This is a genomic window from Cytobacillus gottheilii (assembly GCF_001636345.1).
GTDB classification, from domain to species: domain Bacteria; phylum Bacillota; class Bacilli; order Bacillales; family Cytobacillaceae; genus Cytobacillus; species Cytobacillus gottheilii.
The window spans coordinates 789,372-814,400 of record NZ_KV440945.1 but is presented as its reverse complement, the minus strand read 5'-3'; the positions used below and the strand labels follow the sequence as shown (position 1 = coordinate 814,400).

24 protein-coding genes are annotated in these 25,029 nt (G+C 39.5%); 5 read left to right on the top strand and 19 right to left on the bottom strand.

Features of this window, described 5'->3' with window-relative positions:
* Window positions 1–71 precede the first annotated feature (71 nt).
* The 17 genes from A6754_RS03795 to secA form a co-directional block, all read right to left on the bottom strand.
* On the bottom strand, window positions 72–554 hold the full coding sequence (locus A6754_RS03795; protein WP_066442586.1) for an SRPBCC family protein: 483 nt from the start codon (window positions 552–554) through the stop codon (window positions 72–74).
* Between the two features lie 265 nt (window positions 555–819).
* Window positions 820–1,194, bottom strand: coding sequence for a hypothetical protein (locus A6754_RS03790; RefSeq protein WP_066442585.1), 375 nt, complete (start codon window positions 1,192–1,194; stop codon window positions 820–822).
* A gap of 338 nt (window positions 1,195–1,532) precedes the next feature.
* Window positions 1,533–1,682: a hypothetical protein gene (locus tag A6754_RS22665; protein WP_156495688.1), complete on the bottom strand. Its 150-nt coding sequence runs from the start codon at window positions 1,680–1,682 to the stop codon at window positions 1,533–1,535.
* 178 nt (window positions 1,683–1,860) lie between these two features.
* Window positions 1,861–2,691, bottom strand: a complete 831-nt coding sequence (locus A6754_RS03785; protein WP_066442584.1) for a DUF2785 domain-containing protein — start codon at window positions 2,689–2,691, stop codon at window positions 1,861–1,863.
* A 278-nt stretch (window positions 2,692–2,969) separates the two neighbouring features.
* On the bottom strand, window positions 2,970–3,596 hold the full coding sequence (locus A6754_RS03780) for an NUDIX hydrolase (RefSeq protein ID WP_066442583.1): 627 nt from the start codon (window positions 3,594–3,596) through the stop codon (window positions 2,970–2,972).
* Window positions 3,597–3,653: 57 nt separating this feature from the next.
* Window positions 3,654–4,004, bottom strand: coding sequence for a VOC family protein (locus A6754_RS03775; protein ID WP_066442582.1), 351 nt, complete (start codon window positions 4,002–4,004; stop codon window positions 3,654–3,656).
* A 253-nt stretch (window positions 4,005–4,257) separates the two neighbouring features.
* On the bottom strand, window positions 4,258–5,199 hold the full coding sequence (locus tag A6754_RS03770) for a DNA/RNA non-specific endonuclease (RefSeq protein WP_066442581.1): 942 nt from the start codon (window positions 5,197–5,199) through the stop codon (window positions 4,258–4,260).
* Between the two features lie 272 nt (window positions 5,200–5,471).
* The gene (locus A6754_RS03765; RefSeq protein WP_066451339.1) at window positions 5,472–6,665 is read right to left on the bottom strand and encodes a PDZ domain-containing protein; all 1,194 of its coding nucleotides are present in this window, start codon (window positions 6,663–6,665) and stop codon (window positions 5,472–5,474) included.
* A 316-nt stretch (window positions 6,666–6,981) separates the two neighbouring features.
* On the bottom strand, window positions 6,982–8,427 hold the full coding sequence (locus A6754_RS03760) for a S41 family peptidase (protein WP_066442580.1): 1,446 nt from the start codon (window positions 8,425–8,427) through the stop codon (window positions 6,982–6,984).
* A 219-nt stretch (window positions 8,428–8,646) separates the two neighbouring features.
* Entirely contained in the window at window positions 8,647–9,930 is a 1,284-nt protein-coding gene (locus A6754_RS03755) for a murein hydrolase activator EnvC family protein (RefSeq protein ID WP_066451338.1), read from the bottom strand.
* A 257-nt stretch (window positions 9,931–10,187) separates the two neighbouring features.
* On the bottom strand, window positions 10,188–11,081 hold the full coding sequence (gene ftsX, locus A6754_RS03750; protein ID WP_066442579.1) for a permease-like cell division protein FtsX: 894 nt from the start codon (window positions 11,079–11,081) through the stop codon (window positions 10,188–10,190).
* Complete coding sequence (gene ftsE, locus A6754_RS03745; protein ID WP_066442578.1) at window positions 11,071–11,757, bottom strand: cell division ATP-binding protein FtsE; 687 nt, start codon at window positions 11,755–11,757, stop codon at window positions 11,071–11,073. The genes ftsX and ftsE overlap by 11 nt, the downstream gene beginning before the upstream one ends.
* Window positions 11,758–12,331: 574 nt before the next feature.
* Complete coding sequence (gene cccB, locus A6754_RS03740) at window positions 12,332–12,679, bottom strand: cytochrome c551 (RefSeq protein ID WP_066442577.1); 348 nt, start codon at window positions 12,677–12,679, stop codon at window positions 12,332–12,334.
* Window positions 12,680–12,732: 53 nt separating this feature from the next.
* Window positions 12,733–13,605, bottom strand: a complete 873-nt coding sequence (locus A6754_RS03735) for a YitT family protein (protein WP_066442576.1) — start codon at window positions 13,603–13,605, stop codon at window positions 12,733–12,735.
* Between the two features lie 800 nt (window positions 13,606–14,405).
* Entirely contained in the window at window positions 14,406–15,653 is a 1,248-nt protein-coding gene (locus tag A6754_RS03730; RefSeq protein WP_066442575.1) for an IS4 family transposase, read from the bottom strand.
* A gap of 362 nt (window positions 15,654–16,015) precedes the next feature.
* Window positions 16,016–17,117 (bottom strand): peptide chain release factor 2 gene (gene prfB / locus A6754_RS03725; RefSeq protein ID WP_151573998.1). Its coding sequence is split into 2 segments (ribosomal slippage): window positions 16,016–17,044 and window positions 17,046–17,117, totalling 1,101 coding nucleotides; the frame shifts between segments, so codons are not numbered across the junction.
* Between the two features lie 114 nt (window positions 17,118–17,231).
* Window positions 17,232–19,745, bottom strand: a complete 2,514-nt coding sequence (gene secA / locus A6754_RS03720; RefSeq protein WP_066442573.1) for a preprotein translocase subunit SecA — start codon at window positions 19,743–19,745, stop codon at window positions 17,232–17,234.
* Between the two features lie 429 nt (window positions 19,746–20,174).
* On the opposite strand from secA, the gene A6754_RS03715 reads away from it, so the two are divergent.
* Window positions 20,175–20,525, top strand: coding sequence for a YrhK family protein (locus A6754_RS03715; RefSeq protein ID WP_066442572.1), 351 nt, complete (start codon window positions 20,175–20,177; stop codon window positions 20,523–20,525).
* An 18-nt stretch (window positions 20,526–20,543) separates the two neighbouring features.
* Here A6754_RS03715 and A6754_RS03710 read toward each other — a convergent pair whose 3' ends face one another.
* Window positions 20,544–21,080, bottom strand: coding sequence for a chromate transporter (locus tag A6754_RS03710; RefSeq protein ID WP_066442571.1), 537 nt, complete (start codon window positions 21,078–21,080; stop codon window positions 20,544–20,546).
* Window positions 21,077–21,625 carry a chromate transporter gene (locus tag A6754_RS03705; protein WP_066442570.1) on the bottom strand — a complete coding sequence of 183 codons (549 nt, stop codon included), beginning with the start codon at window positions 21,623–21,625 and terminating at the stop codon, window positions 21,077–21,079. The genes A6754_RS03710 and A6754_RS03705 overlap by 4 nt, the downstream gene beginning before the upstream one ends.
* 376 nt (window positions 21,626–22,001) lie before the next feature.
* On the opposite strand from A6754_RS03705, the gene A6754_RS22660 reads away from it, so the two are divergent.
* From A6754_RS22660 to A6754_RS03690, 4 genes are all read left to right on the top strand, one after another.
* Window positions 22,002–22,130: an FbpB family small basic protein gene (locus A6754_RS22660; protein ID WP_156495685.1), complete on the top strand. Its 129-nt coding sequence runs from the start codon at window positions 22,002–22,004 to the stop codon at window positions 22,128–22,130.
* Window positions 22,131–22,156: 26 nt separating this feature from the next.
* On the top strand, window positions 22,157–22,546 hold the full coding sequence (locus A6754_RS03700; RefSeq protein ID WP_257299071.1) for a sporulation protein: 390 nt from the start codon (window positions 22,157–22,159) through the stop codon (window positions 22,544–22,546).
* A gap of 75 nt (window positions 22,547–22,621) precedes the next feature.
* Window positions 22,622–22,900, top strand: coding sequence for a YkvA family protein (locus tag A6754_RS03695; protein WP_066442568.1), 279 nt, complete (start codon window positions 22,622–22,624; stop codon window positions 22,898–22,900).
* Between the two features lie 475 nt (window positions 22,901–23,375).
* On the top strand, window positions 23,376–24,557 hold the full coding sequence (locus A6754_RS03690; RefSeq protein ID WP_066442567.1) for an IS256 family transposase: 1,182 nt from the start codon (window positions 23,376–23,378) through the stop codon (window positions 24,555–24,557).
* Window positions 24,558–25,029 lie beyond the last annotated feature (472 nt).

Genomic DNA, 25,029 nt, shown 5'->3' with positions numbered 1-25,029 from the left:
CTGCTTTAGGATGTTGTGCTTTTTTGATAATGGTTGTTCTGAAAGCGCCTTAAGGATAATCCCGTTCTCCTTTATCGCTCCATTTTAAACGCTTCACTATACATTTCACGGAGCTCAGCTGCATTCTCTTCCCATTTAATCTGCTCTCCGTTAACGATCTGCCCAAAAGCATCAAGACAGCGATGCCATCCTGCTGCGGTCGGAACCGCCCATGAAGGATCCTCAAATGTATGAACAAAAGTCATTCGGCATCCGTTATTTTCTTCCTGCAATGAGATTCGTATTAAATCAGCACCGCCCTCATGAAAAGCAAAAAGGAAGGGCTCTTCAAACTCGGTAATACTTCCCTTATATGCTGTTCCTTCTCCATCATCAAAAGCTATTTCACCGCCAAGCCTAACATCCATCTCACCAGTTGCAAAAGGGTACCACTGTGTGAATGAATCAGGATCAGTTAGAACGGCAAAAACCTCTTCTGCTTTTTGAGAAAAAGAACGTTCAAACCTTAAAGAATAACGTCCGTTTGACTCATGAAATGTTCCATTTTCACTCATATTGACTCCTCCTTCTATTTACAAAAATAGCAGCTGTATTGATGCCTATATTGTATCAAATAACAAGAACAAGCCCAAAAAGATCCATAAAAAAAGCCCTTTAAGCTTATCATTTGAGGGGACTTGGATACTATTTTAGTAAATTTGAAGTATTAGCAGGCTTCCATCTAATGTTGTTGTACAGATGACTAATTTTTTTGATAAAATACTAGCACTCTATAGTTTAAGTGTATTATTCGCAAACTTGTAAATTAAATAGTTATAACTACTTTTTTTCAATCGCCATTCGCAAGTGTGAGATAACTCCAAGAAGCAATACTAACGAAATAACCATTCTTTCAAAAGGTGTTCCAAACAATTGCTGTATAAATCCAAAAGACCAAAGTGCAACAAAAAACCAACATATAATGGTTATTCCTCTTTTATATTTATATTGTTTAAATTCACCAACAGACAACGTAAAAACCATTCCAATAATCGAAACAACGGTATTTATAACAGATATAGGAAGCTGTTCAGCAAATGATTCAGACCTTCCACCATTAACCCATGTGAAGGGTATGCTTTTGCTAATAATAAGAAAATGGATTAAGATCGTCAAAAAGTAAAAAATAATCCCCATAATTACAGCATTTTTCATATTCATCTTCCTGAGTTTTTCTAAAATAAAATCACCTCATTTCTTCCTTTTTAAGTTTTGTTCATTCCTAATATTTCCATCATACAGTTCCCTTGAATTTTTGTTATTAGACTTGAGGTACATTTTAAGCTAAGGCCTGAGATGTAAAAACTCTACAGTTTTCATCATTGCCGTATACACAAATCCTTAATATGGACCAACTTATTAAAAGATATAATAAAAGGGGCTTGTTAGGACAAGTTCCTGTACAATAATTAATGTGATAGTAGAGTTTTATTCAATAAAAATCCCCTGTTATTAGCTTTGTAAAGGGCATTCACATTGCAAAATCACACAAGTTAATTGGAGAAAATGTTATAAAGTATAAATGCAATAATTGAACCAATTACAATGAGACCACCTATTGTAGGGCTGCCATAAACAGTCCTATTCCAACCGTCATTTGTCTCTATTTTGCTTTTTTCATCATTCTTATTTTCCTTATTCAATGAGAAACCTCCCTAATGTGCTAGCCTTTTATTTATTATAAATATTCTGTTTCATTGTAAGAATTCCTTTTTCAACAAGGTTGCCCCTTTTGTTACATAACAAAAGCTGCCTGAATGGGCAGCTGGTCTTAAATATATGCACCTATAGCTTAAGAATCTATCTTTTAACTCTCATCAGTTAGTTGTATATTTTCTTATGCCACTGTTCTAGAATACATGTTATTTTCCCCCGTAATTTTAAACAATTATTTTTGTACAATAATCTGAAATAATACCCTCGCAAAAAATTTATTACATTGGATTTTTTTCTAAAAAACTCTAAACTATATCCGTCTTCTTCAAATAAATTATTTAGTTCATCAGAAATTTTCATTACCCAAGTTTCCATTTTACTCTCAGTAACGCCTTTCTCTTGAAGTGCTTCTACTGCAAAAATGAGCCTTTCCTCTTCCTCATCAACAAATGGAAATTCTATTGTGCAATCTTTAAACAAACATAGTTTGACTGTTTCCAAGCACAAGTCAGATAGATTAATATTAAATTTAGGGTGACTTATGGCTTCTGTTAGTAAATCCGCACCATGTGCTATACTATGTGCCCATCCTTTTCCGGTCACATAGCCACGAATATCCTCTTCAAGTTTCAAATATTTAATACTATCCACAATAGTTTGTTTTAAAATCTCATCTGACAAAAAATGTTTTTCCCTATCTTTCTTTAACACCAATACAATTACTAAAGAGGAGAAGGAGCGTGTAAATACTGAGTCATTTCCTTTTTGACCAATATTTAATAAAAGGTTGTGAAGACAAACCTCAAGAATATGATTCATTTGTTTTATTGTTAAATAGTCTTCAAGAATAAGTTTTCCAAATGAAGTATAAATTAGATTATCTCTAAGTTCTCCATCGATTGAACCTATATTATTCAACATTCTCTCGATAAGATCATCTATATTGCTGGATTGTAAAGTTTTTTCTAGATTTGATAGTTCAGACTTTAATGTCATACGCACACCACACTACTTATTTTATATATTGATATTTAACCCTTCTAACACTGTATATATTTTACAAATATTTCGTTTCTCCTTCTTTAGTGTGGCAGCACTGTGTGCAATTTCATTTCCAATACAATCTCGATAAATTTAATCTCTTTTTAAACCAACTCAGAAAAATCTAAATAGCCTCACCCATAGGCTGCTTATAAGAAATTGACTCATTGTATATCCTAGATTTATTCTTAACACGTTCGAAGATCAACTCTTTACTATCAATTAATAAGACTTCATGTAAGAAAAATTTTTAGTTCCTTTAAAACCTTGGAAATATAGGTACTATCATGAGGTACGAAATCATCTTTACTCACGTATCGATCTACTTCAACTTTTTCCATTTTTTCATTTAATACTATACCTTTAGCTTGAACACTATCTATTTTTTCTAACCATAATTGCTCAAATAAATCTAATTCAATCATCATTATTCCGGATACTTCTTCCATTTGGAATTTATACTTAATTTCTGACTCATCTGGGATTATATATAAGAACACATGTCCAAATTCCCTATCAATTATATGATCCTGAATGATTTCACCAGGTATGTTTCCGATAGAAATTAAATCCTCTATTGTTACATTTACACCTAACTCTTCATGCACTTCTCTAATACCATCAGAAACACTTTCATCTGCTTTTAAATGTCCAGCTGTAGATATATCTAACATATTAGGATAATCTTTCTTTTGATTACTTCTTAACTGAAAATGAATAAAATATTTATGATCTAATTTACTCACTAACCAACAATGGAATGTCTCATGCCACAAGCCTTTACTATGAACCTCCTCTCTAGTAGATGTTCCTATGTATTTTCCTGTCACATCAAAAATCTTTAATAGTTCTCTATCCATTATGTCACCTTTTATTCAATTGATTTTTTTCAATCTACAACTTCGCTTAATAATGCTTTAACACATGCAGACCATTAGATGATTACCATCAGGATCTTTGAAATTAAACCAATGATTATTCTCAATTTTTGTTGTTAATTCGACACCCTTACCTTTCATAAACTCATATGCTTGTTCTATATTATTAGTATTTAGATGAAACGGTGGAGTATTAAAAATATTATCCTCTGAAAAAATCTTGCTATCTAATACAATGCCTGTTCCTTTCGTTGGTACAATATATAAATGGCCGAATAATATTTCTCCATCTGCTGAGAGTCCTAATATGTCACAATACCAATTACGAGCCTCTTCAATGTTACTTACAGGAATAAAAACTGTACCAACTTGATTTAATATGGGATTCATAGATTACCTCCAAATCTCGTTATAATTTTAATTCGTCATGTATTTACATATCCCCTTCTTATTAAACTCACTGCCCCTATTTCTACATATGAAAAAAAGAGCATCCCTTTTTAAGGAAAGCCCTATTCGTGAGAAGTATTATATTTTCACCATACGAATTCAGATGATTTGATACTGCAGTCATTTCTGTACAGACTGCCAATGGTAAATTGTTATGAATTGATCATCAAGGAGAATGTCAAGTTCTATTGGCTTACTCGCCTACCATACCGTCACCATCACGATCATCCATATATTTGTACAACCAATGATCACTCATTATTGGCATGCTGAAACCTGCTGCTTTTGCTTCTGCGATTGTCACCTGCCCATTCCCGTTTGTATCAATCTTAGAAAGATCTCCTTCATTTGCGGAAGAACTTGCTGAGTCGGACTCGGTGTCTTTATTTCCAGATAGTCCAAGTGATTCGTTTACTTTATCAGGGTTCACATTGTCAAATGAATCCGTAATGACATTTCCGTTTATTGTATAGGTATACTGATAGCTCGAAGGAATCTGTGTTTCTGTATCCTGGTAGGTAATAATCGCTTCGAAATCAGTGGCACCGCCTGCCTTGCGGATCGTATCTTCTAAATAAGCTTGGTCACCATGTCGGTTGAGCGTACTGTCTTGTGGTGTAATATTATAAGCATTCGATACCCCTCCGAGAGAATCAGCAATGACATGTCCTTCATCTAAAATGTCACTTTCGACGCCAGGAACCTTTGCTTCATCCGAATAGTAGCGGCCAGACGATAATACAGGCTCCTTACTGTCATCTTGTAGAATGATTTCGTCAGCAATTACACGCACTAATTGTCCATATTCATTCGTAAATGCCCAATATTCACGGTCCCCGTAACCAATGTCAACGACGACGTTCGATTTGCGATTTCCAGACAAATCCCCCCCATCTACTTCCATGAGTTCGTAACCTGCGAATTGTTCATGATTTACTTGGGTTACTGTTTCTTCTGCTGCTGTTTTATCCTCAACCGTAGTGACCATTTCTTCTTTTTCACTATGTTTATTTGTCTCAACTGTTGTTACTTCTTGTGGATCTGTTTCTATATCTGTGGTGGCTGCATGATCATGGTTCGTACAGCCAACCATGATGATGGCCGTTAAAAGTAAGATAAAATAATTCGTTTTCATTTTTAGTATTCTCCTATGAGTTTCATGTTGTTCATTCTAAAAATATTGAAATGATAAGATAAATTAATGTTTTTAACATTAACCCGTTAATAATAGTATATTCCAAGATTGACTTTATTTCAGTAGTTATTTTGTTGGAAGTGATGCAGCAACTACCCATATTCTAAAATAAAGAACCCCCTCAATAATTGAAGGGGCTCAAAAATTTCTATTATGTTTGTAATTCCGAGAGGTTAAAAACTTTTCCGATTATTAATTAAAAAATCACACCATCAAACTGCTTCATTTCCCCACTTCTTCTCATTCTGCACAAACAGAATGCCTAGTTCATGGTGATCACCTTCATAGAGGGCGCGCTGGACGAAGCGCACTTCGCCGTTGACGTCTAGAACTTCGAGTTTGCAGTGGGCACGGTTTTTTTGCAGTGCTTCGTAAAAGCCATTTTCATTTGAGACCTTTACGCCATTCACCTTTGTGATCATCTCGCCAACCTGCAGAGCCATTTTGCTTGCTGGAGTGTTGGGAATGATCCCTAAAATCATGAGCGCATGATTTTGCTTGGAGAAATAGAATGTGGCATTGTCTTCGTGAACTCGGTTGCGGAGCGCCAGGATTTCTCGGCCAAGGATCGCCCCTGTAATAGCCGCTACCGCCACAATTGGATACCAATAGGCCGCAATCGAAGTTAACAGCACAAGTGCACCAAGAACCGTAATTCTTCTGCCAACATTTTTTACTGCCAATTTTGGCAGTGAGCTTTGGATATGCTGGTAAAAACCAACGGCAAATGGCACTAGAATCAGAGAATAGACATTATCTCCGATTGAAAAGACTGGCCACCATTCAAACGAAGTCTGCAGGGCATCTCCTGGAATCAGAAGGAATAACGGCACCATCCATACTCTCTTTACTTCATGAGCACCAACAATCTGACCGCGCTTACTCTTCATCAACCGTGGTGATGTGCCTTTGCTGCCGTTTCTCGCAATTAAGATTCCTTCTCCGATCAACAGCAAACCAGCCAAAACAGCCACCGCTGGAAAAATAATAGCATCTCCTTCAATAACGGATTGAAGCCAAGAAGGAAGCGGCCATTCCTGCTGGACGGCAATCGTTGTCAGAAAGAACGCAAAGCCCAGTGTATAAACCGGCGATAACCATCTTACCTTCCCTGTTAATGAAAGCAGTACGGTTAAAGCAGCTGCGAACACAATCGTTTCAAAAGGTACAGCCAATCCAGCTCCTACCATAACGATCGAAAAGATCAGGCCCAGCAGTAAACCAAGCGGCAATAACTGCCTCAGTTCAAAATAGGCATTTTCGGCACGGACTGAAAAATCTCTTCTTTCTTTTTTGACACGAGAAACCCCAAGCCATGCCGCATAAAAGAAGAGCAAATAAAATACCGGATTCAATAGCAGCTTGGCCGCTCCTTTTGCTATTTCAATCAGCCATAATTCAGCCATTGTTCCACCAACCTCTATATTCTTAATAAACTGCTTATTCATTACATTTTTCAACGTTTCATCTTTTTCTATATGTATTATATTCTACCAAATTGCTGCGACAAAACCTATTGATAATTCTATGGATCTGCAATTAAAGAATACTTCCCGACTGACAAGCTCCTGAAAGGACGCAGTAAGAGGCATATACTACATTCCTAGAATGAGCCACTACTTCGAATTTTCTTCCGCATTGCTCATTTATTCTTGTTGATAGTATAAAATACGACAGGCCTCGCCATTCCCATATCGGAAAGCAGCGAGGCCTGTCGCGTTGTTATTGCGCTAAATATTTCAGTCCAGCCTGAAGCTGGAGATCATTATTTTCGTTTTTAATCTCTTCTAAAACAGCCTGCTGTAAGGCTTGTGCTGTTTTTCCATCGACCTCTCCACTCGTTTCAAGATCATGCAGACGCTGAAAGGCCCGGACAGCAACCTCTGTTTCAGTGCTGAAATAGCCGTCCGCTCTGCCTGGTTCGAACCCTAATGCTGTTAAAATTTCCTGAGCGAACTGAACCTCTTCGGCATTCATATCCTTTTTTAAGGTTTCTTCCAGCTGAAGCGGATGGGTCCGGTATAAATCAGGCTGAGTTACCTCGAGTGTTGGTTCAATCCCTTTTTTATGAATCCAATTGCCATCTGGTGTCAGCCACTTGAAAAGAGTAAGCTTAATGTTGCTGCCGTCACCCATTGCCATCGGCTGCTGAACGGTTCCCTTTCCAAATGTTTTTTCTCCGATGAGCGTGTATCCTCCTGCTTCCTTTAATGCGCCAGCCAGGATCTCAGAAGCAGAAGCACTGCCTTTATCAATTAACACAGCGATCGGGTAATCTTTTTCCTCTTCTCTTTCTGAAAAGTAAGTGGAGCGCTCACCATTGCGCTGTTCAATTTGAACGAATGGTTTTTCCTTCGTAACAAGCTCACCCAATATTTCTTCCACTGACGTTAAAAAGCCACCTGGATTTCCTCGCACATCAATTAATAGGCCTTCTACGCCCTCTTTTTCCAGCTTTTTCAGCTGATCGGAAAACTCACTGGCTGTATCCTCTGAAAAAGAGGTAATCTCCATATAACCAATCTTTTTTCCATTCTCTTTTTTCACTTCTGAGTAAACGGTGATCTGCGGAATCTCGTCTCTTTTCACTTCAATCTGCAACGGCTTGTTCAAACCTGTTCGGGCAATTTCGAGCTTCACTTTTGTGCCTTTTTCACCACGAATTTTTAATGTTGCTTCATTCAGATCTAAGCCTTCAACACTATCGCCATCTACTTTTAAAATCTCATCATCTGGCTTTAACCCTGCTTTTTCTGCAGGCGAGTCTTTAAAAGGAGAAACAATGACGATCTTTCCGTCTACCTTGCTGACTTCTGCTCCAATTCCTTCAAAAGAGGATTCTAAGGCTTCATTGAATTGCCGTGCACTTTCCTCGTCCATATAGACAGAATACGGATCATCTAAGGTAGCGAGCATTCCTTGAATCGCTCCCTCTGCGAGCTCTTCACTTTCAACCTCTTCTACATAGCTATTTAAGATTAACTGATAAGCAGATTCCATTTTTTCAATATCAAACGTTACCGCACTATTTTCATTTTCTCCGGAATGAGTCTTAGACTTTTCAGTATCGATTTCTTCTCCAGCGTAATAAGAAATCCCTATATATGTTCCTCCTGCACCAGCAAGCATAGAACTGGCTACAATAGCTGCAACCCATCTTTTTCTCATGTAATCGTCCTCTCTCTTGTCCAATAGCTGCCACTCAGCCAGTAGTAATTCTGCAGCATTTTCTACAACCAAATATATGAACAAGAAGGACGAGTTATGATTATTAAAGATGAGAGGGGGTAAATGAATAGTAGAAATACAAAGCGGTTTTAAGACTTTAGCAGTTCTCTAAAAAATAAAAACGGAAGAAGCATCGCCTCTTCCGTTAAAACGTATTTTTTACAATGGAACAATTCCAACTGGATTAATAGCGTTTGATTTTGACGCATTCCACTCACCGCGGTGAAGTTCAAAATGCAAATGCTGGCCATAAGATTGGCCTGTATTACCCATATATCCAAGCTGCTGTCCTTTGGAAACAACAGCACCTGAGCCAACTGATCTGCTGCTTAAATGAGCGTAAACTGTTGTATAAACAACACCATCAATCGAATGGGCAACGAAAATTGCATTTCCGTAGCTGGAAGAATAATAAGAACGAATAACCACACCATCAGCTGCTGCTACAACTGGAACACTTCCTTTTGCAGCAAGGTCAATTCCGTAGTGGAATGTACCCCAGCGCGGACCAAATCCAGAAGACAAACGGCCAGCAGATGGACGTGTGAACGCACCGCCTGCTACCGGTGGTGCAGATACTTGCTGCCCGCCACCTGAAGATGATGAAGAAGATCCGCTATTATTCTTTTTAGCAGCAGCAGCTGCAGCAGCGGCCTGAGCTGCTTTTCTTGCCGCTTCCGCCTGACGCTGCTTTTCAAGCTTAATTGCTTTTTGAACAGCTGCCGTTTGAGCAGCTAAAATTTCTTTCTGCTCTTCAAGATCAGTGATTTCAGCATGCTTTTGCTCCTCTTTCTTTTCTAAAGAAGCCATTAGCTTGTCCTTTTCACCTTTTTGGCTGTTCAATTCCTTTTGGAGCTGCTTAAGATCTGCAAGCATTTTTTCAAGTGAAGCAAGTTCCTCTTCTACAGCATTTTGCTTTTCTTCTAAAAGCTCTTTATCTGCCTGATGCTCTTCTAAAATACTTTGATCAGCTTCCATGATAGTTGCTACTGCACCAACACGATCAATGAAGTCACTAAAGCTTTGCGCCCCCATGAGAACATCGATATAGCTGACAGCACCGCCCGTTTCCTGGAATGAACGAGCACGATCCTTCAGAAGTTCATTTCGTTTTTCAATCCGTTCTTTCAAAACTTTAATTTCTTCCTGAAGCTTTACAATCTCTTCTTTTGTCTTCGTAATCTGTTCATTTTTTTCAGTGATTTTTGTTTGAGCATCACTGATGGCAAGATCTAATCGTTTAATCTCTGCCTGAACATCCTTTTGTTCCTTTTGTAACTGTTCAATTTCAGAGCCTGCTTTATTTATGTCAGTTTCTACACCCGAACGTTCCTGCTGTAGCTTTTCCTGCTCTTTTTGCAAATTATTAATTTTGCTTTCTGCAAATGCTTGATTGGCTGGAGTGCCTATCGCCAAGCCGCCTGCACCTAACATTGCAGCCATTGATAGAACTAGTAGACGTTTTTTCTTCACTTTTCTTTTCTCCCCTCGTACAAATACTGATGATATCGGTCCCGCGCCAGTTAGATACAATTTGTCTTTGTCTAGATTCAAATACTCTTAGAAAAGCCCAGAAAAATGTTCATAGAATTTTAGTGTTCTATGTAAAGGCAGCCTGTCAGTGACTTAGCTGCACTTACTATCAGAAAGTAAAAAACGGAAGAGTGCGATTCTAAACAAACCGCATCCCTTCTTCACTATTAAACTTTTAAGAATTTACGGACAGACATTAAGCTTCCCCAAATACCAATTAAAGCACCCATTAAGATTAGAAGGGCTGAAACTTGGAATACAAATGGGTTAAATTCTAAGAGCTGGATAAAGTGACCGTCCAGCCTTGGTGCAATATAGTCATACGCATAGGAATAGGATGTTGCGATCAACGCGATCGGAAGGATCGATCCCAGTATTCCAAGCCATAAGCCTTCAAGGAAGAACGGCCAGCGAATAAATGCGTTTGTTGCACCGACAAGCTTCATAATTTCGATTTCCCGTCGTCTTGACACGATCGTAATTTTAATTGTGTTTGAGATTAAAAACATTGCTGTGAATAAGAGCCCAATAATCAGCACTAAGCCGACATTTCGGCTCACATTAATGAACGAGAATAGTTTTTCCACTTCGCCTTGTCCATATTTTACTTTTGATGCATATGGCAGTTCTTGAAGTTCTTCAGCAACTGTCATCGTATCTGTCGGATTTTTCGTCTTTACGACAAAAATATCATTCAATGGATTGTCTTGTTCAAACAGTTTAAAAGCTTCCCCGTCTTCTCCAAGACTATTGATCATGTTATCTAGCTCTTCTTCTTTTGGAATAAAAGCAATAGAGCCCACTTCTGATATTTGTTCAATTTGTTCCCTTAAAATCTGCTGATCTTCTTCTGTAGCTGCAACATCAATATGAACACGAATTTCTACATCTTCTTCAATTGAAGTTGCTACATTATTAAGGTTCATCATAATGACGAAAAATACGCCTACTAAAATTAAAGTGACTGTTACCGCACTAGCTGAAGCAAAGGTCATCCACCCATTGCGGGCAAGACTTTTAAAACTTTCACGGAAGTGACGGCGCAATGTTCTAGACTTCATAGCCGTAATCACCTCTTTGCTCATCGCGGACAATTTTTCCGCCCTCAATTGCGATGACACGATGTTTAATCGTATTTACAATATCTTTGTTATGAGTTGCCATGACCACTGTCGTTCCCCTCGTGTTGATCTCCTCAAAAATGTTCATGATTTCCCAAGATGTATCAGGGTCAAGGTTTCCAGTCGGCTCATCTGCGATTACTAGCTTTGGTGCGTTCACAATTGATCGGGCAATTGACACACGCTGCTGTTCTCCCCCTGAAAGCTCAGTTGGCAGCATTCTAACTTTATGTTTTAAATTCACAAGATCCAGCGTGTCCATTACACGTTTCTTAATGTTTTTCGGCTGTTCTTCAATTACTTCCAATGCAAACGCAACATTTTCATAAACGGTTAATGTAGGAAGCAGTTTGAAATCCTGGAAAACAACTCCTATATCTCTGCGCAAATTCGGAACCTTACTATTTTTCAGCTCACCAAGGTTCACGCCATTCATAAAAATTTTCCCGCTTGTTGGCTTTTCTTCTCTATACATCATTTTTATAAAAGTTGATTTCCCAGCTCCGCTCGGTCCAACTACATAAACAAATTCGCCTTGCTTTATATGAACATCTATTCCATTGGCTGCTGTTACACCATTAGGATACCTCTTATATACGTCTTGCATTTCAATCATCTATATCACCTAAAATATGTCTTAGTTTTATTATTCTTGCAGATAATTCACCAAAATACGACATCTATCGACATAATGAGAGAAAAAAGAACACATTCCTTGTTCTATTTCTCACAGACTTCATTATAACATCATACTTTGTCAAAATAACGGAAAAAATTATTACATTTTCTTTTCATTTATATCCTGGATTCCTACTATTTTCCTAAATTAATAATAAAAGATTCAATAAATCGACGGTATTCTCCTTCTTTCTTCCTCTTTTTTCTTTAATTTTTTGATGAAAGGTGTAAATAATTGAGATATCTATAAGGGAGAAGGGAATAGAGATATGGGAGTTTTGTAGAGTGGAAAAGCATATTATGGGGAAATTGATATTTAATGCATCGGAAAATTTAATTTTGTCTGTTAAAATTGCCTGAAAAACGCGATGAAATGATTGAATAGGTCATTAAAATGATCGATATTAGTACTATCGATCATCTTTGGGAATGATTGATAGTTAGCTGCTACTACATAAAATTAAGAAGAAACCAATAAAAAAAACGCCCTGCTGGACGTTTTTCTTCTATTATTACTTTTTAGCAGCAAGCCATTCTGCAACTGTGGTAGCATCTTCACCAGTCAGCTGGCCTTTAGGCATCGCGCCTTGACCGTTAATAATAATGTTTTCAATTTCTTCTTGCGATAGTTTAGACCCGACTGTCTGCAAACCAGGTCCAGCTCCGCCTGAAAGATCCTGCGCGTGGCATTGAGAACATTTTTGATTGTATAGCTTTTCTGCATTGCCGGCATCTGCTGTTGTTGTTTCTCCACCAGATGTGTCGGTACCGCCTGTGTTCTCAGAAGCGTCGTCACCGCCGCCGCATGCAGCAAGTACAAGAGCCGATCCTAATAATAATGCCAATAGCTTCTTTTTCACCTTAAACTCCCCCTCAGGAAATGAATCCATAATACAGTTATATTATACCAATACTAGTCCCTTTTGAAACCCTCGCCAAGTACCTCTGCAGCATCCGTTACAATGATAAACGCAGACGGATCAATCGTTTTCACCAGTTGTTTCAATTTTGTGAACTCCGTCTGATCAACTACACATAAGAGAACAGGACGCTCATGATCGGTATAACCACCGTATGCAGATAGTTTTGTCACACCACGGTCTATTTTATTCAGAATCCCTTCACGAACTTCGTCTTGTTTTTCTGTAATAATAAGAGCCATTTTCGATCTGCCGAAGCCTACCTGAACCAGATCGATCGTTTTACTTGTAACATACAGACCGATGAGTGCATATAACCCCTGCTCAATATTAAAGACAATGGCAGCTGATAAAACAATCAGTCCGTCAATTAAGGCAACACAGGTTCCTAAAGATAGACCCGTATACTTATTAATAATTTGTGCGGCAAGATCCGTTCCGCCAGTAGATGCTTTTCCTCTAAAAACAATGCCTAAACCAAGCCCCACGCCAATTCCGCCAAATAAAGAAGCGAGCAATGGATCACTTGTCCAAGCACCCCAATCATTCGTTAAAAAAACAACAAACGGCAAGAAGATCGTCCCCGCAAGTGTTTTCGCCCCAAACTGCCTGCCGAGCAAAATAACTCCTGCAATAAACAGCGGAATATTAAAAGCCCACTGCACATAAGCAGGTTCCCAGCCGACAACAGTATCGAGAATCGTACTGATCCCGCTAACTCCGCCAGATGCAACCCGGTTTGGCAGTAAAAAAACATTAAATGAAATCGCCACAATAGCAGATCCCAATAATACAAATGCATATTCCATCACCCAGGCTAAGGGTGATTTTTTTCCGTTCAAAGCTGCTCTATTTTTTCTTCCCATATTCGTCTCCCTCTAACCTCTTTTAAGTGCTCCTTTTGATATGACTTCCAATACAGGAAACCTGCACCAGGCCTCATTTTAGCATGCACCTTCCTACTTTGTGAATGCCAGCGGACTACTGTGGTAAAGAGGTGAATGAACTCAGTATGATCGGAACTTGTGTCTTTTTATAGCTTTTGTTTTCTTTGGGAAAATATGAGCGGGGGTTGCGTTGAAAGATTCTTTTTGGGGGATTTATAAGTAGAGGGTTTCTGCTGATTAGTAGGTATAATCCAGGGAGAATGTATCGACTTTGAGAAAAATAAAGGGAGAAATTCCGCTTATTCCGAGAAATCGCCTCATTTCCTGTTAAATAAGGGGAGGATTTCCGACTATTTGAACAAAATCATTAAATTTCAGTACTAATATAGCTGTTAACCGGAATTTCTCCGCTTATTTTGGCTGTTTTAGCCCTTTTTTACATATTAACCGGAATTTCTCCGCTTATGGATAGGTATTGGCCGGGAGAACGTATCGACTTCAGAAAATAAAGGGAGAAATTCCGCTTATTCCGAGAAATCGCCTTATTTCGTGTAAAATAAGGGGAGGATTTCCGACTATTTGAACAAAATCATTAAATTTTGATCCAAATATAGCCTTTAACCGGAATTTTTCCACTAGCATTGCAAAAATATCCACAATGGCGCACCGGGATTGTTTTATATTACTTTTATGTATGATTTTCCCATTCTGATTTCTTGGTTCTGAGCCAAAAAGTCAAGGGGGGTTGTAATTGAACCCAGTTACCCAAAATTTGGATATTATTTTCTTTTTTTCTTATATTTTGCCATCGAGCTAGTACTTACCCCCACTGGTTTTACAATGGCCACACCTGCATCATCAAGTTCAATTTCATTTGGTGGGTGCTGGCTCTTTTGTCTTCCTTTCGATGTTCTTTTTGGTATACGGTGTAACTCTTGGAGAAAACTTTTCCATGTCCTATCGGAATGGATGCGGAGTAAGGTAAGTACTTTCCAGGTAGTCTTTTTCGTTTTCTCAACTAACCGAATATATAAAGTGACACAGTACGCCGTCATCGCAAAGAAAATCTGATTCCAAATTCCTTGTGGTTGGGTACTTTGTAGTTTAACTAGACGCAAATGCTGTTTCATCCACTTGAAAAACAGTTCAATGATCCAACGATGCCGGTACAATTCGGTTACTTCTTCTGATGTCAAATCCCATCGATTGGTTACAACACGGTATTCTTTCCCCTCTTCATCCGTAAATTCAACGAGACGAAGGGGTTGTTCCATGGATCTGAAGTTACTCCCCATGACGACTAAGGCGTCTAGCTTAACCCTGCCCCCATCGGGGGCTTCATAGGATTTTATCACGTTAGCCTTATGCTTAGCTTGGATACGCATCGCGAACGGAATCTGGTTTTCCACCCAATAGTCCATTTTTTTGTAATCCACATACCCGCGGTCCATCACATGGGTCGCATGAGCATCTGTCACGAGCTCAAGCATAACTTCACGATCATCCACATTACCTGTAGAAGGAATGACCATGTCAGGATAAGCTGTACCAGGATCCGTTATGACAATCCGAGTATGGAGCTTCACACAATTACTGTGCTTTGTAAAATACGTCCATTTTCCGAGTGTAGGTCCAAGAAGTAGAGAAGAAGAATCTACAAGATGAAGACGTCCCAAAGAAGGGATCCCTTTGCCGTTACTTGTTAGCTTACTCAATTGGCTAACAGCGGCAAGAAATAACTGCCGTGGAAGTATGGAAGGTAAAGCATTGACTCGTCGACATAGTTGAGAAGCACTAATACTAGTGAGACCAAACAGTTCCTCTGTCCCTTCCATGGCACGAATACGTTCTTCTGTTTCCTCATAGGATTTCCAATTTCCCAATTGCATGGTGACACAAATCTTCATTAAATTTGCGGTGGTCAGTTTTTTTACACCATTGTCTAAAAATGAACACTTAAATGTTTCAAACGGTAAGAAAGATAGGAATTTACTAAATACGTTCTGATCTGATATAATGTTATCCATGAAAGTCTCCTTTAGTAGCAGTCACGGATAACGTGGGTTCAGCTTCTACTTTAGGAGACTTTTTTGTTTGCGTCCATAAAATAGCCTCCTATTTTTTCAATTAATAGGAGGTAATTTTTGGCCTGTGGATACATATGCAATGCTAGTGGAATTTTTCCGCTTATTTTGGCTGTTTTAGCCCTTTTTTACACTTTAACCGGAATTTCTCCGCCTATTCCGAGTACTCAACTCATCCCCTGAAAGCTCTCACTCCCTCACCAAGTCTACTCTCCAACAAAAACCACATTTACCGCCTTCAATTTTCATAACTCATCAAAAAAGACCTCTGCTGTTCCATAAGCAAAGGTCTTTTTTCATATTTCTTAGCTCAAGCGCGAACGCAGGTAAGCATTGATAAAGCTGTCGAGGTCTCCGTCCATGACGCCTTGGACATTTCCTGATTCTGTGCTCGTACGGTGGTCCTTTACCATGGAATATGGGTGGAAGACGTATGAGCGGATTTGGCTGCCCCAGCCGATTTCTTTTTGCTCGCCGCGGATTTCGGCAAGCTCTTGCTCCTGCTCCTCAATTTTACGCTGATATAGCTTAGCTTGGAGCATTTTCATTGCACGTTCACGGTTTTTGATTTGCGAGCGTTCCGTTTGGCATGTAACAACCACGCCTGTTGGCGTATGCGTAATCCGAACGGCTGAGTCAGTTGTATTGATATGCTGCCCGCCGGCACCGCTCGCACGATACGTATCAACTTTTAAATCCTCTGTGCGGATATCGATTTCAATTTCATCATTGAATTCCGGCATAACTTCGCATGATACGAAAGATGTATGGCGGCGTCCAGATGAATCGAATGGTGAAATACGGACAAGACGGTGTACACCTTTTTCTGCTTTCAAGTAGCCGTAAGCGTTGTGGCCTTTAATCGCAAGAGTTACGCTCTTGATGCCCGCTTCATCTCCAGGCAGGTAATCGAGCGTTTCCACCTTGAAGCCTTTTTTCTCTGCCCAGCGTGTATACATACGAAGAAGCATGGAGCCCCAGTCTTGTGATTCGGTTCCGCCTGCCCCTGGGTGAAGTTCAAGGATGGCATTGTTTTTATCATATTCTTCGCTTAAAAGCAGCTGCAATTCAAAGTCGCTTAAACGCTTCATTAAATCCTTCATTTCGCTTTCAAGTTCTGCCTGCAGCTCTTCATCGCTTTCTTCACGAACAAGCTCATATGTTAATTCAAGATTTTCATATGTCTCATTTAAATCGTGGAATTCATTGACTGCATCTTTTAATGCATTGGATTCACTGATGACTGTTTGCGCCTGCTGCTGGTCATCCCAGAAATTAGGCTGAAGCATAACATCATCCAGTTCTGCAATACGTGCCTCTTTGTTTTCTAAGTCAAAGAGACCCCCTAAAGTCCGCTAAAATCTTAGCTGTTTTTTCAAGTTCATTCCGAATATCTGCTAATTCCATTTACGTCACCTCATTATTTTTTTCCATCATACATTATATCCTACCAGAAACAAAATGGTACACGGTGATTTCAAAACGATAAGCCGGCAAAGGTTATGCCGGCTTCTGAATTCTTTATTTTCCTGCACCGCAGCAGTTTTTATATTTTTTGCCGCTTCCGCAGATACATGGGTCATTACGGCCCACATCCATCTGCTTCACAACTGGTTTTTTCTTCAGCTTTTCGCCACCATCCTCTTTCGGATTGACTGCTTGGCCTTTCGCTACTTCCTGACGCTCCAGGTTATTGCGGATTTCAGCTTTCATGACTAATCTTGAAACTTCATCCTCAATCGATGTAATCATATGCTCAAACATCGCAAAGCCTTCTTGCTGATACTCACGAAGCGGATCGATTTGTCCATAAGCACGAAGGTGAATTCCCTGGCGAAGCTGGTCCATCGCATCGATATGGTCCATCCATTTTGTATCAACGGTTCTCAGCACGATAACCTTTTCGAATTCGCGCATTTGATCGGCAAGATGAACTTCTTTTTCGTCATATTTCACTTTTACTTTATCTAGAAGAAGTTTTACAATTTCTTCGCTGTCCTTGCCCTGCAGCTCAGCAATTGTTAAATCTCCTTCATTTAAAAGATTTCCATTCACATAGTCGATTAAACCTTGCAGGTTCCACTTTTCCTCTTCTTCATGAGCAGGAGTAAAAGCTTCAACATTGCGCTGAATGGACGTCGACATCATTCTCTCAATGATTTCTCTTAAGCTCTCAGCCTCAAGCACTTCGTTTCTTTGTGTATAGAGGATTTCACGCTGCTGGCGAAGCACATCATCATAAGAAAGAAGCTGTTTACGAGCATCAAAGTTATTACCTTCTACTCGTTTTTGCGCTGATTCTACTGCTCTTGACACCATTTTACTCTGAATCGGCTGTGTATCATCCATGCCAAGACGAGCCATCATTGACTTCATATTGTCAGAACCAAAGCGGCGCATTAACTCATCTTCCATTGATAAATAGAATTGTGTGACCCCCGGATCTCCCTGACGTCCTGAACGTCCGCGGAGCTGGTTGTCAATCCGTCTGCTTTCGTGGCGCTCTGTTCCAAGTACCGCAAGTCCGCCAAGTTCTTTTACGCCTTCACCAAGCTTGATGTCGGTACCACGGCCCGCCATGTTCGTCGCAATTGTGACCGCGCCTTGCTTTCCGGCATCAGCAATGATTTCTGCTTCTCTTCCATGGTTTTTCGCATTCAGGACATTATGCGGAATGCCTTTTTTCGATAAGTATCTAGAAATGATTTCAGATGTTTCTATCGCAACCGTACCAACAAGCACAGGCTGTCCATTTTTATGGCGTTCGGCAATATCTTCACCCACCGCACGATACTTGCCTTCCATTGATGCATAAATTAAATCGGCACGGTCATCACGAGCGATCGGACGGTTTGTTGGAATGACGACTACGTTCATATTATAAATATTGCGGAATTCTTCTTCCTCTGTTTTCGCCGTACCAGTCATACCGGCAAGCTTTTCGTACATACGGAAGTAGTTTTGGAAAGTGATGGTCGCAAGTGTCATGCTCTCATTCTGAATTTCCAATCCTTCCTTCGCTTCAATTGCCTGGTGAAGCCCGTCACTGTAGCGGCGCCCTTTCATTAGACGGCCAGTGAATTGGTCAACAATGACAATTTCGCCTTCCTGCACAACATAATCCACATCAATATGCATGCTGGAATGAGCTTTTAACGCCTGTGTAATATGATGGTTCAGTGAAACATGAGAGATATCGAATAAGTTATCGATTCCAAACGCTTTTTCCGCCTTTGTCATCCCTTCTTCTGTCAGCTGAACACCTTTTGTTTTTTCGTCATACGTGTAGTCTTCCTCTGCCTTCAATCTGCTGACAAACGCATTTGCCTGGATATACAGCTGAGTAGATTTTTGCGCAGAACCAGAAATAATAAGCGGTGTACGCGCTTCGTCAATTAAAATGGAGTCGACTTCGTCAATAACAGCATAAAAAAGCGGACGCTGTACCTTCTGCTCTTTATAAAGCACCATGTTATCACGCAAGTAATCGAAGCCAAGCTCATTGTTCGTGCTGTACGTAATATCTGCTAAATAAGCAGCCTGTTTTTCTTCCTTTGTAATGCCATTTAAGTTTAATCCAACCGAGAGCCCCAGGAATTCATAAAGCTGTCCCATCTCAGTCGCATCACGGCTTGCCAAATATTCATTGACTGTCACCACGTGGACACCTTTGCCGGCAAGCGCATTTAAATAAACAGGCAATGTAGAAGTAAGTGTTTTACCTTCCCCTGTTTTCATCTCAGAAATATTGCCATCATGAAGGGACGCGCCCCCCATAAGCTGTACCTTATATGGATATAGGCCCAGCACGCGTTTTGCTGCCTCACGGACAACAGCAAAAGCTTCTATTAATAAATCATCTAGGGTTTCCCCTTTTTGATAGCGGCCTTTAAATTCTTCAGTTTTTGCCTTTAATTCCTCATCAGAAAGCTTTTCCATACTTGCTGCCAGTGCTTCTACCTGATCAGCCGTTTTTTCAAGACGTTTTATTTCACGTTTGTTTTGGTCAAACACTTTATTTAAAATTCCAAGCATTAAAAACGCTCCTTTAATAGAAAAGTAAGATCGAAATAAACCTCCGCAGCTTGTCTGCTGTGAAGTGAGCGAATACAATTATCCTTCTCTTATGTCAATCATTTTAAGAATGCGAGGATGAAGCGTATAAGCTGAGTAAATCTGCCTGTAATAGGCAATAAGACCACGGCAGATAAAAAAATAGCTCCGCCAATGAACATTTTACTATAAATACGATTTCTTTCCCTATTAATATTACCACTTACACTAGGCAGTGACAACTTATGCAAGAAGGCTGAAGAAATGTTCACGGTTACACCTTTGGACATTGTATGAATAAATAGTCTCTTTTGCAGCTGAATGCGTTTTAAACCATGTGGAGGTGATATAGATAGGATAAATGAGGATTCAAAATCGCAAAAAACAATATAAAGGAATTCAGGTGAATACATGCTTAAAAATGTTAAACGAAAAGAGTATGAAGGCGGAATTGATATAGAAATCGACCAGGGAAGATTTAAAATTCAGTTTGCTCAATACACCTATATCATTCAATGGATTGCGGATACCGTAATCGGCTGTTTTTTTATCACCGGAAGTATCTTAAACTTGCTAAATGTACCTTCTGTTTACCCTAACTCAGCATACCTCATCGGCAGTTTGGCCATGATCGTCCGCCCTATCATTCGGGTGTTTCGTCATATTAATATAAGGAGACTTACTCAAGAAGATGAGGAGAAAAATGATACTAGTCTTGAAGAACCCGATCAAAGCAGCGATGGACAAGTATATAAGGGTTAAAGAAACTCTCCACCTGCCTTAAGCTGCTAAAAAGAACAAGCCATAAATAAGACCAATGCCAATAACATAAGCTGGATGTACCTTCAGTACTTCTAATAAAAGAAAGGCTGCACCGCCAATCAGAAGAGTTTGCCATAGACCCGCCCCCTCCCACGAGGAATAGAAAAACTCAAGTGTCATCACACCTAAAAGAACGGCAATAACTGGCCGAATATAGATGGTCAGGCGCCGCACTTTCGGAGACTCCTTATGTTTCATCAATAAACTCAGCAGAGTCAGCATGAGGATCAGCGATGGTGCAACTGTGGCAAAGACCGTGATCAAGGCGCCTAATATCCCAGCCTGCTCATATCCGATATAACCGGCCATCTTCGTTGCGATTGGACCAGGAAGTGTATTGCCAAGAGCCAGCATCTCACTGAACTCACTAACTGTCAGCCACTGATAGCGGTCGACCACTTCCTTTTCAATCAATGGAATGGAGGCTGGTCCCCCGCCATAGCCTAAAATCCCAGGAATGAAAAAAGCGAGAAACAGCTGTATATAAATACTCATCTTCCTTCACCTTCCTTTTTTAAAAATGCGGCCGCGATGAGCACTCCAATCAGAATGGCCGGATGTATATGCAACAGCTGCATGCAAACGATCCCTAATGCAAGCAGCAGAATGGTTCCCCTCCATCCTAATGCCGATTTTCCCGCACTCTTTATAAAATCCCATGTCAAACTTCCGAGCATGACAGCAACGATCGGAACCACGGCCTGCGACATTCCAGCGACCATTGGGTTGTTTTTGTAAGCGTTTAACACGGTAAGAACAACAATCATGAGAATAATCGTTGGTACAGTTGTAGCTGCAACAGCATTTAGCATTCCGAGCCAGCCGCCCATGCGATAACCGATATACCCAGCCATTTTCGTAGCAATCGGTCCGGGCAGAGCATTCCCAAGCGCTAACACATCTGCAAACTCATCACGGTCCATCCACTTATAGCGTTCAACTGCCTCCACGTGCACAAGAGGAATCGAGGACGGCCCGCCGCCATACCCTAATAGCCCCACTTTTAAAAAAGCCAAAAACAATTGCAGCTGTATTTTCATATGTCACCACTTCCACCGTCTTTTACCTTTAAATTGTTCTGGAAACCCTTTTTCATACCGCTAAATATTTGACAATTTCGCGTAAATCTAATAAAATAAAAGTATAAATTTAATAGTTGTTCTCCTAAAGGGGAGTAGCTTTTACAGCAGAGTCGTCATTTCAGAGCATACGCTCTCGGTTCTGTTGGCAATTTCAAAAATTGTTAGCCAGACCTTTACCAGATGGTAGAGGTCTTTATTTATGACCTTTGCCGTCTATGGCAAAGGTCTTTTACTTGTTGCAAGCTGCATGTTCTTTACACAAAATTGACAACAAAATTTGCTAATGGATAGTGGACAACAACAAACTAGAACTTTACAATGAGGTGGAGAAACGATGAAAAAGAAAATTAGATTTTCACTTGAGGAACTAACAAAGAAAAACAAAGAAGAACTGTTAAAAAATCAAGTAGAGCTTGATAAAATTGAAAAGAAAATTGATGAACGCTACAGCAATTCAAAATAATATTTCAGGAGAGAGAGTACACTTTGATGCTACAAAAATACATGTGCATGCTTGGTATCGGATCGGCCAAAATTGACTTAGTTTTACCCAAATATGAATTCACAGTTGGAGAAAACATCGAAGGACAATTTAACATCGCCGGCGGCTTTATCTCGCAGCCGCTCAAACGAATTGAATGCGACCTGATTATGCATTGTGAAAAACGAGAAATAGATGAAGTCATTGGCAGCTCAACCATTCTGACTTCAAAAATTATTAAACCTAAACAAACCCAATCGATCACCTTCAGCTACCAGCTGCCGGAAGAATTGCCCGAAACCTCTGTTAACCCGCAATTCAAATTTCGGACAAGACTCATCTTCCATGAAGGCCTAAAAAGTGCTGATACCGATAATATCGTCATTAAAAACGACTGATCAGAGGTTTACAATTCGCCAGTCCGGATAAATTAAAAAGAACTATTTCTTAAATACATCTAAAGGGGGATACTTATGAGGTGGATGAAACGAGTAAAATTCATCTTTAAATTTTGGAAGTTTATCCCTTTCTTAAAAGAGTACTTTCTATCACGGGAAGTTTCCATGGCAAAGAAAGTACTGCCCGTCGCTGGAGTAGTTGCCTATATCCTTCTGCCCTTCGACATCATTCCCGATTTCCTGACGATCTTCGGCGTAACCGACGACATCGTCTTAACCACCTTTCTCCTGCAGCAAATGATTAAAATGGCACCGGAAAGGCTGAAAGAAAAGTATAAAGTGTTGAATGATTAATAGTTTGGGAGAGCCTGCGGAATGCAGGCTCTCTTTTATTTGGGGTGGGGTGGATTTTTGAGTGAGGGGGGTGGGGTGAGATTTAGATTTTTGGGAGTGGTTAGAGTGGTAATACACTTTTATAATCCAGCGTGGTAAGGTGAAAAACATACCTCTATACTCTAGTATATGGGAAACAATGAGGTGGTAAAGCGAGAAACACACCTCTTTAATCCAGATTTTGGTAATTGAAGTCCCGATAAAGTGCGAAACACACCTCTATAATCCAGATTTCGGTAAACAGAGTCCCGATAATGCGAGAAATACACCTCTATAATCCAGCTTTTGGTAATCGGAGTCCCGATAAAGCGCGAAACATACCTCTATAATCCAGCTTTTGATTAAGTCCATATAATTGTGTAAAAAGAAAGAGTCATTTTATTCCTATTTGTCCACAATGTTAACGACCAAGAAAACATTGGAAAGAGGGATAAAAATGACTCAGTTACAGTTTAACCTAGATATGGACGTTTTAAAAGAATCGATTATGAATTCTAATCTTGAGCTTATTGTGAAATCTACCTTAGTATTAGTCTTGAACGAATACATGGAAAAAGAACGAGATGACTATTTAAATGCAGCTGCCTATGAACGTTCTTTAGATCGTCGTGATTATCGAAATGGATATTATGAACGTGAACTCATCATGAGTATCGGAAAGTTAAGAATAAAAGTTCCCCGAACAAGAGGAGGTGAATTTTCGCCTTCTATCTTTGAGAAATTTTCGCGTGTTGATCAGACACTTATATTATCTATGTTAGAAATGGTCATCAATGGAGTTTCCACTAGAAAAGTAAAGAATATCGTAAAACAATTATGTGGCCAGAGTGTATCAAAATCTTTTGTTTCCTCCCTAACAGAGAAACTGGATCCTGTAGTAAAAGCCTGGGCTAATCGCCCACTTAATGTCGAATATTATCCGTATCTCTACGCTGATGCCACCTATATAAAAGTTCGAGAGAATAACAAGGTCATTTCAAAAGCAGCTTATTTAATTACTGGTATGGGTGAGGACAAAAAGCGTAAAGTACTTGGCTTTAAAATAGATCACGTCGAGAGCTTTCAAGCATGGCAAGAGTTCTTTCAAGATTTAAAATCTCGAGGGTTACAATCACCAAAATTAGTGATTTCAGATGCACATGCTGGATTAAAGAAAGCAATAGAAAGAGTATTTATAGGTACGGCATGGCAAAGGTGCACTGTTCATTTCAAACGAAATATTGTTAACACACTTCCAAAAACAGGATCACGACAAATCATTTCTGATCTAAGAAAAATATACCAAGTAGTATCAGTTGAAGAGTCAAGAAAATATAGGGACAAATTTATTGAACTATATGCAGAAAATAAGAAAGTAAGAAAGGCAATCGAAATTCTCGAAGAAGGTTACGAAGACACGATCCAATTTCTAAATGAACCAGAAAAGTATCAAATACACATTTTAAGCAATAACTCATTGGAAAGGCTCAACCAAGAAATTAGAAAACGAGTGAGTGTGATCCGTATCTTTCCTAATAATCAGTCTGCATTTCGATTAATTGGTGCATTGTTAATGGAGAATGAAAATTTAGAATTAAATAAGAAAGTATACCTTACCGCGGAGCGAAATTTTGCTTAGGAGAAGGGGGTACCCCCTTCTCCTAAGCAAAATCAACTAACAGCTATTAATAGGTGGTAACATTGTGAAAAGGAATTTACACAATAATAAGGACTTGACTCAGCTTTTGGTAATCGGAGTCCCGATAATGCGAGAAACATACCTCTGTAATCCAGCTTTTGGTAAATAGATTCCCGATAAAGTGCGAAACACACCTCTATAATCCAGCTTTTGGTAATAAGAGTCGCGATAAAGTGCGAAACACACCTCTATAATCCAGATTTGGTAATAAGAGTCGCGATAAAGTGTGAAATACACAACTATACACTAGTATCAAAAAACAATAGTTATCTGTAGCCATTTACCGACCTTACCATTGACTATTCAATCATTCCACAAAATGATTTGCTCAATTTCCCGGTCAATCCCTTGGTTTATTCAATCACTTCAAAAAATTTTACGACTCTCGCTATCCTATGCCAGAATCCACACC

Bases quoted from the DNA above. Each gene is read 5' to 3' on its own strand.
- A6754_RS03795 (WP_066442586.1), bottom strand. From the start codon at position 554: ATGAGTGAAAATGGAACATTTCATGAGTCAAACGGACGTTATTCTTTA.
- A6754_RS03790 (WP_066442585.1), bottom strand. From the start codon at position 1,194: ATGAAAAATGCTGTAATTATGGGGATTATTTTTTACTTTTTGACGATC.
- A6754_RS03785 (WP_066442584.1), bottom strand. From the start codon at position 2,691: ATGACATTAAAGTCTGAACTATCAAATCTAGAAAAAACTTTACAATCC.
- A6754_RS03780 (WP_066442583.1), bottom strand. From the start codon at position 3,596: ATGGATAGAGAACTATTAAAGATTTTTGATGTGACAGGAAAATACATA.
- A6754_RS03775 (WP_066442582.1), bottom strand. From the start codon at position 4,004: ATGAATCCCATATTAAATCAAGTTGGTACAGTTTTTATTCCTGTAAGT.
- A6754_RS03770 (WP_066442581.1), bottom strand. From the start codon at position 5,199: ATGAAAACGAATTATTTTATCTTACTTTTAACGGCCATCATCATGGTT.
- A6754_RS03765 (WP_066451339.1), bottom strand. From the start codon at position 6,665: ATGGCTGAATTATGGCTGATTGAAATAGCAAAAGGAGCGGCCAAGCTG.
- A6754_RS03760 (WP_066442580.1), bottom strand. From the start codon at position 8,427: ATGAGAAAAAGATGGGTTGCAGCTATTGTAGCCAGTTCTATGCTTGCT.
- A6754_RS03755 (WP_066451338.1), bottom strand. From the start codon at position 9,930: ATGGCTGCAATGTTAGGTGCAGGCGGCTTGGCGATAGGCACTCCAGCC.
- ftsX (WP_066442579.1), bottom strand. From the start codon at position 11,081: ATGAAGTCTAGAACATTGCGCCGTCACTTCCGTGAAAGTTTTAAAAGT.
- ftsE (WP_066442578.1), bottom strand. From the start codon at position 11,757: ATGATTGAAATGCAAGACGTATATAAGAGGTATCCTAATGGTGTAACA.
- A6754_RS03735 (WP_066442576.1), bottom strand. From the start codon at position 13,605: ATGGGAAGAAAAAATAGAGCAGCTTTGAACGGAAAAAAATCACCCTTA.
- A6754_RS03730 (WP_066442575.1), bottom strand. From the start codon at position 15,653: ATGGATAACATTATATCAGATCAGAACGTATTTAGTAAATTCCTATCT.
- secA (WP_066442573.1), bottom strand. From the start codon at position 19,745: ATGCTTGGAATTTTAAATAAAGTGTTTGACCAAAACAAACGTGAAATA.
- A6754_RS03715 (WP_066442572.1), top strand. From the start codon at position 20,175: ATGCTTAAAAATGTTAAACGAAAAGAGTATGAAGGCGGAATTGATATA.
- A6754_RS03710 (WP_066442571.1), bottom strand. From the start codon at position 21,080: ATGAGTATTTATATACAGCTGTTTCTCGCTTTTTTCATTCCTGGGATT.
- A6754_RS03705 (WP_066442570.1), bottom strand. From the start codon at position 21,625: ATGAAAATACAGCTGCAATTGTTTTTGGCTTTTTTAAAAGTGGGGCTA.
- A6754_RS22660 (WP_156495685.1), top strand. From the start codon at position 22,002: ATGAAAAAGAAAATTAGATTTTCACTTGAGGAACTAACAAAGAAAAAC.
- A6754_RS03700 (WP_257299071.1), top strand. From the start codon at position 22,157: ATGCTACAAAAATACATGTGCATGCTTGGTATCGGATCGGCCAAAATT.
- A6754_RS03695 (WP_066442568.1), top strand. From the start codon at position 22,622: ATGAGGTGGATGAAACGAGTAAAATTCATCTTTAAATTTTGGAAGTTT.
- A6754_RS03690 (WP_066442567.1), top strand. From the start codon at position 23,376: ATGACTCAGTTACAGTTTAACCTAGATATGGACGTTTTAAAAGAATCG.